The following is a 12,661-nucleotide window of genomic DNA, read 5'->3' as shown; positions in this document are numbered from 1 at the left end:
GAGACTCACTTCGTCTCTTGTCTTATTCTTTGTTGATATTTAAATTCCTGCTTATTTTTTTTGAGCGACAAAGAAAATTCGCTCACTTCCTTCTGTGATCTCTTTACCGAAGTCTGCGCTAATTTCTAAAATTGCAAAGCCAGCCTCCTCTAACCACTGCTTATATTGGTCAATACTATAGGTTCGCTGTTCATGAAACTCTTCATAACGAGTGTAGGTTTGATCTTCATTTTGAACAAAAAACGTTAAATCGTGTTCCACACTATATGGATACTTGCCTTCAAACGCCTTCCAAATATAGGAGATATGTTCATCATCATCCGCAAAGATTTGCCCCGTAAAAATTTCATCCATTTTAAAACATGAATGAACATCAAAGATTAACAAGCCATTATCTTTTAAGGATCGGTTAAAGGCTGAGAATGCCGCTTGAACATCGTCCTCATTTGGTAAGTAGTTTAAACTGTCACAATACGTTAGAACTGCGTCAAACTGACCAAGTCCTTCTAGATTTCTCATATCTTGCTCAAACAACTTCGCTGTTACCTTTTCAGCCTCAACCTTTTTATTGGCAACAACTAACATATCACTCGATAAATCTACCCCTGTCACATCGTAACCTTTTTTAGCTAAACGAAGCAAAAGTTCGCCAGTCCCGCAACCGACATCTAGTAACTCTCTAGCCTCTGGTAAATAGAGGTGAAGCTTATCTTTTGTGAAATTTAACCACTCGTCATACGGTGCGTCCTTCATTAATTGATCATATAAATAAGCAAACTGCTCGTAGTTCATTTTTTTTCCTTTCTAGTTAACTATAGTAGTTCTCCCTCAAGCTCCATCACTTGTGCGTCGCCCCATAGTTTTTCTAAATTATAGTATGAACGTTCATCGCGGTGGAACACATGAACAACAATGTCGTTTAAGTCAACTAGTACCCAACGTGCTTGATCAAACCCTTCTAAACGTTTTAAATCCATTCCATTTTCTTGAGCCACTTTCTTTAATTCATGAGCGATCGCCTGAACTTGCTTATCTGAATTCCCGTGGCAAATAATAAAATAGTCAGCAATTAATGAAACACCCTTCATATTAAGTACAACAATATCTTCGGCTCTCTTGTCATCAATTGCATTTACAGCTAATTTTAATACATTATTTACATCCATTAAGATAATTACCTCCCTATTCTTTTCCATTCAGTTATTAGGTGATTGTAAGCGGCTAATGTATCCGGATATATCAATTGATCTTTTTTCATTAGAAAAGTCATCGTATTACGCAAAGACATAATGCAAGCATAATTCAAATTTTTAGCAGCGGCTTCTCTCACTTCTTCTACACCAGGAAATTGCCTTCCAGGTTCAATATAGTCAGCTAAAAAAACAACCTTTTCTAACGTCGTCATATCCGGTTTACCCGTCGTATGATAACGGATCGCAGATAATACTTCCTCATCACTAATTCCGACCTCATACTTTACCCAATACGCTCCACATGGGGCATGAAGAAGTTCATCACCATAGTGAACAAAATCCTCACCTAAACTTTGTTCTTTTATGAGTTGACGCATTTCTTCTTTCGGTCGAAATTTAGCATAGTCGTGAAAAATACTAGCTAATTCCGCTTTTTTTTGATCGATCCCTTCTTGTTTAGCAAGTTGTATGGCCGTTTCCATCACTCCGATTGTATGAGTATAACGATGATCGGTTAAGTGTGACTTAACGATTTCTAACGCTTGCACTCGTTCCATATAACTCTCTCTCCTCAATAAACTGACGGACTTGTTCAGGCACAAAGTAGCGAATACTCCGCCCTTCCTTAAGTCTTTCTCTAATATCTGATGAAGAAATGTCCACTTGAGGGATTGTTAACAATTGCAACTTCTCCTCGTACATGGAAGATTGGGAGTATCCAGGTCGCTGCAGACCAACAAACGTCACATACTCAAACAACTCATTGATACGTTCCCACGTATGAAGTTGTTCAATCATATCTCCACCTATAATAAAGTAAAATTCCACATCTGGTAATTTCAATTTAAGCTCTTTTAATGTGTCTACCGTATAAGATGGTCCATTACGCTCTAACTCAATGGTAGAAACAGTAAATTGGTCAACACCTTCGATTGCTTTGGTTACCATCTCAATACGGTCAGTAACAGATGATACTTCATCGTTTTTTTTATGGGGAGGAATATTTGCTGGCATAAACCATATTTCATCTAACTTACATTGCTCTAGTACTTCTTGAGCAATAAGTAAGTGTCCGATATGCGGAGGGTCAAATGTACCTCCAAGAATACCGATTTTTCGCACAATCTTTCTCCCCTTTTTTCTAATTATTGTGGGAGCTCCAGCTGTTTATTTTCTCTTGATTCTTTATACAGTACTATAGTATTCCCAATCACTTGAACAAGTTCAGCTCTCGCTCCTTTAATTAAATCATTTGCCACTTCATCTTTATCTTCATCACAATTTTGTAAGACGCTTACCTTCAATAATTCTCTCGCTTCTAAGGCATCTTTAATTTGTTTAATCATATTGTCATTTACACCGCCTTTTCCAACTTGAAAAATTGGCGTTAAGTGATGTGCCTTTGAGCGTAAGAAACGTTTTTGTTTTCCCGTTAACATGTATTTTAAAATCCTCCTAGTTGTTGTAATACAATATTTTCCATTCTTTGGCGGTCAGGTGCAACACCTGTCCACTTTTCAAAAGCGAGCGCCCCTTGTTCCACAAACATCCCGACTCCGTTTATGATGGTTGCTCCTTTTTCTTCTGCTTCATGCAGAAGTTTGGTTTTTAAGGGATTATAGATTAAGTCACTAACAACTGCATCTACCTTTAAATTCCCTAAATGAATTGGCAGATCATATATGCGAGGACTCATTCCAACTGAAGTCGTATTAATAATAAGATCATAGTCGTTCAATCGTTCCCCGGCTTCTTCTATTGAAAGAACCTCTGCGTTTGCTTGACCGCAATTACATTCACTTGCAAGTGTAGCTGCTTTTTCTGTTGTACGATTAGCAATGTGCAAATCGGTAACCCCGTACCGGGAAAGAACCGTAAATACGGCACGTGCAGCCCCGCCGGCACCAATGACCAATGTCTTCTTTTGTCCAAGGTTTGGTCCAGTTACATTTAATAAAGACTGTAAGTACCCTTCTCCATCTGTGTTATACCCGATTAATCTTCCATTTTCGTTTACAACTGTATTAACAGCCCCAATTAATTTTGCTTCATTATCAACCTCATCAAGAAACTTCATCACATTCACTTTATGAGGAATAGTTACGTTAAATCCCTTAATTCCTAATGCACGTATGCCTGAAATTGCAGCTTCAAGATCCTCTTCCTTTACATCAAAAGCGTGATAATGATGGTTTACGTTTATGTCTAGGTTTCTAAAAGCATCATTATGCATACTTGGTGACATCGAATGACTTACCGGATGACCAATCAATCCAAATAGTTTCCCCATCGTTCTCTCCCCTTTTAAATGAGCGCTGGTCGAATTGTCACACCTACACCTTTAGGAGCGTATGCATGGACGCGTACGTTTTCTTGGTGTATCGAAACCCAGCCTAAACCGGAATAAACAATATCGCTTTTTTCTTTGATGTAAAATTCATGTTTAACTAGTTCCGGCAGGTTTTCTTTCGTTTCCGGCCCTGGTGGTGACAACAATTCACCTAGGTGATTTTGATATAACTCATCTGCCTTCTCTAATTTGGTTCGATGAATATTTATTTCATTTGAGAAATAACAAACAAATGAACTTCTCTCACCCTCAACAAAATCAAACCTTGCTAACCCACCGAAATATAATGATTGTTCTTCATTTAATTGAAATACCATGGATTTAATTTCTTTTTTCGGTGTGATCGTTTTTAATTCTTTTTTATCAATATAATGGGCAATTTGATGATGATTAATAATACCTGGTGTGTCATATAAAGCTGAGCCATCATCTAAAGGAATATCAATCATATCTAAGGTCGTTCCCGGAAAGTGAGAGGTCGTAATTAGCTGCTCTTCATCTCCACCGAATTCTTTAATGATCCTATTGATAAATGTGGACTTCCCCACATTTGTACAGCCTACAACATATACATCTTTACCTTTTCTCAACTCTTCGATTCGGTTAGCAACATCTAATACACCATGTCCTTTTTCCGCGCTAATCAACATCACATCAATCGGTTTCAAACCTAATTCTTTTGATGAACGTTTCATCCAGTTGACCAACTTGTTAGGATTTAGCGATTTTGGAAGTAAATCCACTTTATTACCTACTAAAAGGACATCATTATGACCTACAAAACGGTGTAAACCAGGTAACCAACTTCCATTGAAGTCAAAGATATCAACGATTTTTACGATGAGAGAATTAGTATTCCCTAACGTATTTAAGATTTTTAAAAAATCATCATCAGTTAATTTCACATCTTGGACTTCATTATAATGTTTCAAACGGAAGCATCGTTGACAGATAATTACATCGCGTTCTAATGCCGAAGCTGGGGCATACCCCAATTCACTTTTGTCAGTGGATTGGACTTTGACACCACAACCAGCACAAATAATATCTCTTTCTTCCACTATTCATCCTCCAATGTACGTGCTTTTAAGTGATTTCTTTCTTTCTTTACACTTTTCCTTATTCCTATTATTTGAAACAAGTATCTTGTTATCCTCTTATGTCTAATGATTTTTTGGAAAATGTGTAAGATCTTTTCTTTTCGGATATAGCAATTGACGAGTTCAATTTGTCATTAAAGGATAAATGTTCCAAACCTTTAATCAAACCGTAAGTATACAATTTTTTTCTGTATATTTCAATGATTTCATCTTGAGGAGTTACTGCTTTTATAAAACAGCTTGATGTTATGTAAAAATGCGCTCCAAAAATAATCAACCGCTTTGGACAACTTATCTCTAAAAAATATGAGATATTTCGAAAAAATTCGTTTTTTTTCAAAAAAAACCAAAAAAGTTTTCGACAAAAATTGGCTGTTATCTACACTGTGGATAACTTTATTCACCTATTAACATCTTATAAATTATGGAATTTTTGCATTTATAAACAAGTAATCAACAAGTTATCCACTGTTAATTGTGGATAAAACGAACGGTTGTTCTATTTTTTTGTACATGTTAGGATTAGGTTACAACAAATTGGAAATCCTATTAGTATATTAATCGACCTAGTAAAACATGCTTAATACATAAAAATATACTCGTTAACCGTTACTTTTCAATCACCAAGTAAATTTCCTTTTGGAGGAGGTTAATATTAATGAAGAAATTATCAGATGATTTATTAATTGAAACGTATTTCAAAGCGATCGAACTTAAATTAAGTGAAGATTTTATCTACCTCATTAAACTTGAAATTGACCGTCGTTCGTTAACAGACAAAATTAAACTCTCTTCATAAGACACCATAGAAATCAACAGACCGACTCAGTATATTCTTGAGTTGGTCTTTTTTGTAGTATATTTTTGGACGCGGTTATATGTCCATTTACTTTACCTTATATGGGTAAAGTAACTATAAAAAATATCCGTCCTTCTCACAACTTCTCCTATTAATATAATAAAGAAAACTCGCCGATTAGCAAGCCTTTATGCGAAGATAGCGGCGTAGTATTTGCACATGTTCTTAATTCCCTAAAATTGTCCCAAGCATTGAATGTACTTTTTTTGCTGACAATTTATAATTTTTAAAGATACGAAAAAGGACACCCAAGTAAACTGATTTGGATATCCTATGCTTTATCGAATTTTAATATATTCTCTTGGCCTAAACGGTTCAAGCTGTTGGATTTGTTGCGGTGCTTCTAAAATGCCCATATTTTCATGCTCTTCATCTAAATTATACATTTGTAACATGCGGTCATTATATGAATCAGCTTGCCAGGCAGCAATAAACATGATCGTAAAGATGGACAGCGCAACTAAACCTTTTCTAAGTCTCATTTTTTTCACTCCAGTATATTCTAAAAGAAAGTGGTTGTACTTATAGAATGAAAAATAATCCAAGGATTTATACATGGATTTAGTAAAAAGTTACATATTTTTGTCATTTAGGTGAAAACTATCAATGTTTTAACACGCTTAAAAAAAAATTTTTTTTTTCGTTTTTACGAATTTCTACATATTTAAAATAAACAATAAATACTGACTGTTTTGCTATGGTTTCAAAGGTGCAAGTGTTTTTAATTTATTATATAATTTGTTTTAGCCTTGTAATGTCCGCATATCATGAACGATGAAGCACCTGTTTTTAAGTAAAATGACTTTTTTGTTCGTACACGTATTTCTTTGACATAGCAATCTCGGTGTTCTCTAAAGAGGCTGAATCAAATGCTAGTGATAAGTTCCTCAAGATAAATGAATAGTTACAATCTTAATTCGTGATATGCAACTATTCGTTTATTGACTTAGGAAACTTAACACTTATGACTCAGCCTCTTTAAGTCTGATATGTCACATAAAATAATTTAAGGAGGTAATAAACATTGACTGCTCTACACTGGGCTACAGTAGCACCATTTTTACTAGCCATTCTAGTTCCATTTCTTTATAAGTATATTCGAAATATACATACGGGCTGGTTCGTACTGGCATTACCTGTTTTCTTATTTATTTATTTCATTCAATTTCTTCCGGTGACTTCGAATGGGAATGTCGTAAAACATACAGTTCCATGGGTACCTTCTTTAGGCATTAATTTCACTGTTTATGTGGATGGACTTAGCTTACTCTTTCTATTACTGATTACCGGAATTGGTTCACTGGTAGTTCTCTATTCTATCTATTACTTGTCAAAGAAAACAGAATCTCTAAATAACTTCTATGTCTATTTATTAATGTTCATGGGGGCAATGCTTGGAGTTGTTATTTCTGACAACTTAATTGTCTTATACGTTTTCTGGGAATTAACAAGTTTAGCGTCATCACTATTAATTAGTTATTGGTTCCATCGTGAAAAGTCAATTTACGGGGCACAAAAATCAATGCTTATTACTGTGTTTGGCGGATTTGCAATGCTTGGTGGTTTCTCACTACTATACGTCATGACCAATACGTTCAGCATTCGCGGAATTATTGAACAGGCAGCTGTCATTGCGAATGATCCGTTAATTTTACCTGCTATGCTTCTCATTCTACTAGGGGCATTCACTAAATCAGCACAGTTCCCATTCCACATCTGGTTACCGGATGCGATGGAAGCACCAACACCTGTAAGTGCGTACTTACACTCAGCGACAATGGTTAAAGCCGGTATCTATCTAGTTGCTCGCTTAACTCCTGTTTTTGGCGGGTTACCAGAGTGGTTTTGGATTATATCAGTGTTTGGTATATTCACGCTACTATGGGGCTCAGTCTCAGCTGTTCGCCAGAAGGATTTAAAGTCTATTCTCGCCTTCTCAACGATTAGTCAGCTTGGTTTAATCATGGCATTACTAGGTCTAGGCTCAGCTTCTTTATACTATGGTACAGGGACAGAAGCAGCTCTTTACTATTCTGCAGCTACATTAGCAGCGGTCTTCCATTTAATCAACCATGCGACGTTTAAAGGCGGCTTGTTTATGGCCGTCGGTATTATCGACCATGAAACAGGGACACGAGATATTCGCAAGTTAGGTGGATTAATGGCCATCATGCCTATCACCTTTACGATCTCTTTAATTGGTCTAGCAGCAATGGCAGGTCTTCCTCCATTGAATGGTTTCTTAAGTAAGGAAATGTTCTTTACAGGGATTTTAAGAGCTTCCGAGCTAGACATTTTCAACATGCAAACGTGGGGCTTACTATTCCCTGTAGTCGGTTGGATTGCTAGTGTCTTTACATTCGTCTACTGTACGATCATGTTTTTCAAAACGTTCACAGGGAAATTCAAACCTGAAAACTTTGATGTAAAACATGTACACGAAGCACCGATTGGAATGTTAATCAGTCCGATCATCCTAGTATCATTAGTTGTTATTTTCGGATTTTTCCCGAACCTTCTATCTTACACTGTAATTGAGCCGGCAATGGCAGCAATTCTTCCAGGTTTGTTAGATGAAGGTCAGCGCTTCTATGTCAATATTTATCACTGGCACGGGTTTAATACCGAATTATTAATGACGATTGGTGTAATTGCTGTTGGGGTATTCATTTATTTAACAGCGAAGAAGTGGATGCAATTAAATATCTACTTAAAAGAGCGTGACCCGCTAAATTACGTTTATGATCAATCATTAGTTGGGTTAATTAAAGGCTCTACTAGCGTCACTCAAATTCAAATGACTGGATTATTACGTGATTACTTTGCTTACATGATTACGTTCTCAGTTCTTTTACTCGGATACACCTTTATTAGATACGATGTTTTTGCCATTGATACAGTCAATGTGGCTACCATCTCACCTTACATGTGGATTTTGACACTCGTATTTATTGCAGCAACACTATCCGTTCCGTTTATTAATCATCGAATTACCGCCATCATTATTGTTGGGGTGATCGGGTTCTTGCTCGCTCTATTCTTTGCTGTATTTAGAGCGCCTGACCTTGTGTTAACTCAGTTACTTGTTGAAACAGTAATGGTCGTATTGTTACTACTTGCGTTTTATCATTTACCTGAGCTTAGAAAAGAAAAATTCACTCCACGATTCAATGGTGTGAACTTAATCATTTCAATTGCTGTCGGTATTTTTGTAACGGTAACTGCATTTAGTTCATTTGCTCTTAGTACGTCCAATGGAATTGAGCCAATTTCTCAATTTTTCGTAGAAAACTCTTATACGCTAGCTGCCGGGAAAAATATGGTTAACGTTATCCTCGTTGACTTCCGTGGTCTTGATACGTTACTAGAGGTACTCGTACTTGGAATAGCAGCACTTGGAGTAGTTACGCTTATTAAGCTAAGAATGACTGGGAGGGAAGATGTATGAGGTCGAACAATGTAATGCTTCACACGATTACGCGGATTGTTACTTTCATTATTCTCGCCTTCTCCGTCTACTTATTTTTTGCTGGACATAACAATCCAGGTGGAGGCTTTATAGGTGGGTTAATGACGGCAAGTGCTTTATTACTCATGTATTTAGGCTTTGATATGAAAAGTGTAAAAAAAGCAATTCCATTTAACTTCACCCATATGATTGCGGTTGGATTATTAATTTCAATCTTTACGGGGCTGGGAAGTATCGGTCTTGGTTTTCCTTTCTTAACTCAGTTTGATCGTTATGTTACAGTCCCATTTTTAGGAGAGTTTCACTTAACAACTGCATTACCGTTTGATTTAGGCATTTACTTGGTTGTTGTCGGTATTGCATTGTTAATAATCTTAACGATTGCGGAGGATGATGCGTAATGGAAATCTTAATGTCCATCACAGTTGGTGTCCTCTTTATGGTCGGTACGTATTTAATCTTAACGAAAAGTTTATTACGCCTTGTTTTAGGATTAATGCTGCTTTCTCATGGTGCACATCTATTGTTACTGACAATGTCGGGATTAAAAAGAGGAGCCCCTCCTTTACTAGGAGAAGAAGCTCCCTTCTATGCCGATCCGCTGCCACAAGCATTAATTCTGACAGCGATCGTTATCAGCTTTGGTGTTACGGCATTTTTACTCGTTTTAGCTTATCGAACATATAAAGAGCACAAAACAGATGATTTAGATAAATTAAGGGGAACTGGCGATGAATAATTTAGTAATATTACCAATATTAATACCATTTATCATCGGGACTGTACTCATCTTATTTGCAAAAAAGCATACGATCCAACGCGTGATCAGTGGGATTACAGTTTTTGCTCTTCTTGGTGTATCTATCTACTTAGCCGTTTTAGTCTATCAAGAAGGCATTCAAACAATAGAACTAGGTAACTGGCAAGCACCATTTGGTATCATCCTAGTTGCTGATATGTTTGCTACGATGATGGTCGTGCTTTCAAGTATTGTAGGTCTTGTCTGTTTATTTTTTGCCTTTCAAACGATTTCAAGTGAACGCGAAAAATATTACTTTTATCCGTTTTACTTTTTCCTGCTGACAGGGGTAAACGGTGCATTTTTAACAGGCGATTTGTTTAACTTGTTCGTATTCTTCGAAGTTATGCTTATTGCATCATACATTTTAATTGTTATGGGCGGAACCAAATATCAACTACGTGAATCTTTAAAATATGTAGCTATCAATATATTCGCTTCCATCCTGTTTATCGTCGGTGTTGCTTATATTTACGCAGCAACTGGAACGTTAAACATGGCCGACTTAGCAGTTAAAGTTGCTTTGCTAGAACAACAAGGGGTATTAAATGTAATTGCGATCCTCTTCCTGATCATATTTGGAATGAAGGGTGCATTATTTCCACTCTACTTCTGGTTGCCTCGTTCTTACTATGGTCCGCCTGCTGCGATTGCCGCACTATTCGGGGGTCTCTTAACGAAAGTAGGAATGTATGCGATTATTCGAATGTTTACGTTAATCTTTAATCATGACCCTGGCTTTACACATACAATCATTCTTATCCTGGCTGGATTAACAATGTTCTTTGGGGTATTAGGAGCGGTATCACAGTTCGACTTCAAACGTATCCTTTCCTATCACATCATTAGTCAGGTCGGTTATATGGTAATGGGTCTTGGGATTTTTACACCGCTTGCGATTGCGGGTGCGATCTATTATATCGCTCATCACATTATCGTAAAAGCTGCACTATTCCTATTTGCAGGAGCGACACAAAAGTTAACAGGTACAACAAACTTAAAAGAGATGGGTGGAATATTAAAAACACATCCTTGGCTGTCTTGGTTGTTCTTTATTTCTGCTATTTCTTTAGCTGGTATTCCACCGCTTAGTGGGTTCTTCAGTAAATTTGCCCTTATTCTTGCGGGCTTTGAAGAAGGACGTTACATTATCGTTACCGTTGCCCTAGTCGTAGGTTTACTAACCCTCTTCTCAATGATGAAAATCTTTATCTATGCTTTCTGGGGAGAGCAGAAGATGACTGAAAAGCAAGCAAAACAAAAGGTTGGAAAGTTAATTCTCCCAATTGTTCCTTTAGTCATTTTAACGATTGTGTTAGGCTTCTTCGCAGAACCGATCTTCTCATATTCACTAGAAGTTGCAGAAGAGCTTTTAAATCCATCGATTTATATTAATTCTGTACTTAAGGAGTAGTTGCTATGGCTTTTCAAATTTTATTAAATCTCGTCATTGCTGTCATTTGGGTCTTCTTGCAAAATAGCTACACTTGGGTCGACTTTTTAATCGGTTATGTAGTTGGTTTGTTTATCCTATTTGTACTGAGACGTTTTCTTAAATTCGATTTTTACTTCAGACGTGTGGTTGCAATAATCAAGCTGATTTTACTATTTAGTAAAGAATTAATTCTAGCCAACTGGGATGTTATTAAGATCGTTTTAAGTCCTAAAATGAATATACAGCCTGGAATTATTGCGGTCCCAACTAAATTAAAAACGGATTGGGAATTAACACTATTAGCTTCTCTCATCACGTTAACACCAGGGACATTATCGATGGATTTCTCGGATGATAATAAAATTCTCTATATCCATTCGATCCATGTTCCTGACAAAGAAGAGATGATCAAACAAATTCAAAATACGTTTGAAAAAGCCATCATGGAGGTGACCCATTGATGCTGCAAACTGTGTTGCAAATTGTTCTAGTCATCATGTCCATTTCACTTTTCGTTTGCTTCATTCGAGCGATTATTGGACCTACTATGTCTGACCGTGTTGTTGCACTAGATACATTTGGTATTAACTTAATTGGCTTTGTTGGAATCCTCATGATTATTCAAGAAACAACGGCCTACGCAGAAATCATTCTAGTCCTCAGTATTCTTGCTTTTGTCGGTTCCATCGCACTAGCCAAGTTCTTAGAAAGGGGTGTTGTCTTTGATCGAGATAGTAATTAGCCTATTCGTCCTGTTAGGCGGTCTTCTCAGCCTTTTAGGCGCAGTAGGTATGATACGTTTCCCTGATGTGTACGGTCGCTTACACGCAGCTACAAAGAGTGCTACATTAGGTGTTATTTTAATCATGACAGCAACCTTCTTGTTCTTTCTTCTTTATGAACAACTGTTTGTTGCAAAAATCTTACTAACGATCCTCTTCGTCTTCTTAACAGCACCGGTTGCTGGTTTGATGATGTCTAGATCGGCTTACCGTATCGGTGTCCCGTTGTGGGAACATAGCATTCAAGATGATTTAAAAGCAAAGATGGAAAAAGACAAGAAAAAGAGTCGTGCCAAAAGCTAAAGGAGATTTCTCCTTTAGCTTTTTTTTGTTTAAGGGATGCGTGTGTAACTTGGTGAAGCGGCTTTTTCCTGGGGGTTCTCTTTTTGTGTGGTGTTTGGGACAGATTTGATGACATTTTTATAGCGCTTCTTTTTGAGGTCGCCCGCTGTTTGATTACCGTTTTTTGAGGAGTTCCTTTTTTTCGGGCTTCATCTCTCGCCTTGACGACCGTTTTTTTACGATTTATCTTTTTTCGGACTTTAACTTGCTCTTTGATTACCGTTTTTTCGCGATCTCTCTTTTTTCGGGCTTCAACTCGCGTTTTGATGACCGTTTTTTCGCGATCTCTCTTTTTTCGGGCTTCAACTCGCGTTTTGACTACCGTATTTTTG

16 protein-coding genes are annotated in these 12,661 nt (G+C 37.0%); 8 read left to right on the top strand and 8 right to left on the bottom strand.

From position 1 onward, the window contains the following. Positions 1-51 precede the first annotated feature (51 nt). Genes AC2VNP_RS10455 through yqeH form a run of 7 tightly spaced genes read right to left on the bottom strand, consistent with a single transcriptional unit; the run spans position 52 to position 4,604 of the window. Positions 52-792 (bottom strand): class I SAM-dependent DNA methyltransferase, encoded by a 741-nt coding sequence (locus AC2VNP_RS10455; protein ID WP_486917284.1) that lies wholly within the window; start codon positions 790-792, stop codon positions 52-54. Between the two features lie 20 nt (positions 793-812). Continuing rightward, positions 813-1,166 carry a ribosome silencing factor gene (rsfS, locus tag AC2VNP_RS10450; protein ID WP_486917283.1) on the bottom strand — a complete coding sequence of 118 codons (354 nt, stop codon included), beginning with the start codon at positions 1,164-1,166 and terminating at the stop codon, positions 813-815. An 8-nt stretch (positions 1,167-1,174) separates the two neighbouring features. After that, positions 1,175-1,750, bottom strand: a complete 576-nt coding sequence (gene yqeK / locus AC2VNP_RS10445) for a bis(5'-nucleosyl)-tetraphosphatase (symmetrical) YqeK (RefSeq protein WP_486917282.1) — start codon at positions 1,748-1,750, stop codon at positions 1,175-1,177. Beyond that, positions 1,719-2,315: a nicotinate-nucleotide adenylyltransferase gene (locus AC2VNP_RS10440; RefSeq protein ID WP_486917281.1), complete on the bottom strand. Its 597-nt coding sequence runs from the start codon at positions 2,313-2,315 to the stop codon at positions 1,719-1,721. The genes yqeK and AC2VNP_RS10440 overlap by 32 nt, the downstream gene beginning before the upstream one ends. Positions 2,316-2,338: 23 nt before the next feature. Beyond that, positions 2,339-2,632 carry a ribosome assembly RNA-binding protein YhbY gene (gene yhbY / locus AC2VNP_RS10435; RefSeq protein ID WP_486917280.1) on the bottom strand — a complete coding sequence of 98 codons (294 nt, stop codon included), beginning with the start codon at positions 2,630-2,632 and terminating at the stop codon, positions 2,339-2,341. A gap of 5 nt (positions 2,633-2,637) precedes the next feature. After that, positions 2,638-3,483, bottom strand: a complete 846-nt coding sequence (aroE, locus tag AC2VNP_RS10430) for a shikimate dehydrogenase (RefSeq protein ID WP_486917279.1) — start codon at positions 3,481-3,483, stop codon at positions 2,638-2,640. 14 nt (positions 3,484-3,497) lie between these two features. Then, positions 3,498-4,604: a ribosome biogenesis GTPase YqeH gene (gene yqeH, locus AC2VNP_RS10425; RefSeq protein WP_486917278.1), complete on the bottom strand. Its 1,107-nt coding sequence runs from the start codon at positions 4,602-4,604 to the stop codon at positions 3,498-3,500. A gap of 697 nt (positions 4,605-5,301) precedes the next feature. On the opposite strand from yqeH, the gene sda reads away from it, so the two are divergent. Further along, positions 5,302-5,442: a sporulation histidine kinase inhibitor Sda gene (gene sda / locus AC2VNP_RS10420; RefSeq protein ID WP_486917277.1), complete on the top strand. Its 141-nt coding sequence runs from the start codon at positions 5,302-5,304 to the stop codon at positions 5,440-5,442. Between the two features lie 338 nt (positions 5,443-5,780). Here the strand turns inward: sda and AC2VNP_RS10415 are convergent, their stop codons facing one another. Next, positions 5,781-5,984: a hypothetical protein gene (locus AC2VNP_RS10415; protein WP_486917276.1), complete on the bottom strand. Its 204-nt coding sequence runs from the start codon at positions 5,982-5,984 to the stop codon at positions 5,781-5,783. Between the two features lie 542 nt (positions 5,985-6,526). On the opposite strand from AC2VNP_RS10415, the gene AC2VNP_RS10410 reads away from it, so the two are divergent. The 7 genes from AC2VNP_RS10410 to mnhG are packed head-to-tail and all read left to right on the top strand — an operon-like array spanning position 6,527 to position 12,290. Continuing rightward, entirely contained in the window at positions 6,527-8,950 is a 2,424-nt protein-coding gene (locus AC2VNP_RS10410; protein ID WP_486917275.1) for a Na+/H+ antiporter subunit A, read from the top strand. Then, a complete protein-coding gene (locus AC2VNP_RS10405) occupies positions 8,947-9,372 on the top strand; it encodes a Na(+)/H(+) antiporter subunit B (protein ID WP_418198374.1) in 426 nt (141 codons plus the stop codon). The genes AC2VNP_RS10410 and AC2VNP_RS10405 overlap by 4 nt, the downstream gene beginning before the upstream one ends. Continuing rightward, the gene (locus tag AC2VNP_RS10400) at positions 9,372-9,710 is read left to right on the top strand and encodes a Na(+)/H(+) antiporter subunit C (protein ID WP_275118453.1); all 339 of its coding nucleotides are present in this window, start codon (positions 9,372-9,374) and stop codon (positions 9,708-9,710) included. The genes AC2VNP_RS10405 and AC2VNP_RS10400 overlap by 1 nt, the downstream gene beginning before the upstream one ends. Beyond that, entirely contained in the window at positions 9,703-11,184 is a 1,482-nt protein-coding gene (locus AC2VNP_RS10395) for a Na+/H+ antiporter subunit D (RefSeq protein ID WP_486917274.1), read from the top strand. The genes AC2VNP_RS10400 and AC2VNP_RS10395 overlap by 8 nt, the downstream gene beginning before the upstream one ends. 5 nt (positions 11,185-11,189) lie before the next feature. Continuing rightward, the gene (locus tag AC2VNP_RS10390) at positions 11,190-11,666 is read left to right on the top strand and encodes a Na+/H+ antiporter subunit E (protein ID WP_216829004.1); all 477 of its coding nucleotides are present in this window, start codon (positions 11,190-11,192) and stop codon (positions 11,664-11,666) included. After that, positions 11,666-11,947, top strand: a complete 282-nt coding sequence (locus AC2VNP_RS10385) for a Na(+)/H(+) antiporter subunit F1 (protein WP_486917395.1) — start codon at positions 11,666-11,668, stop codon at positions 11,945-11,947. The genes AC2VNP_RS10390 and AC2VNP_RS10385 overlap by 1 nt, the downstream gene beginning before the upstream one ends. After that, positions 11,922-12,290 (top strand): monovalent cation/H(+) antiporter subunit G, encoded by a 369-nt coding sequence (mnhG, locus tag AC2VNP_RS10380; protein ID WP_486917273.1) that lies wholly within the window; start codon positions 11,922-11,924, stop codon positions 12,288-12,290. The genes AC2VNP_RS10385 and mnhG overlap by 26 nt, the downstream gene beginning before the upstream one ends. The last annotated feature ends 371 nt before the right edge of the window (positions 12,291-12,661 follow it).

The sequence above is a fragment of the Alkalihalobacterium sp. TH-98 genome (assembly GCF_057473385.1).
This window is presented reverse-complemented; position numbering and strand designations above follow the sequence as displayed.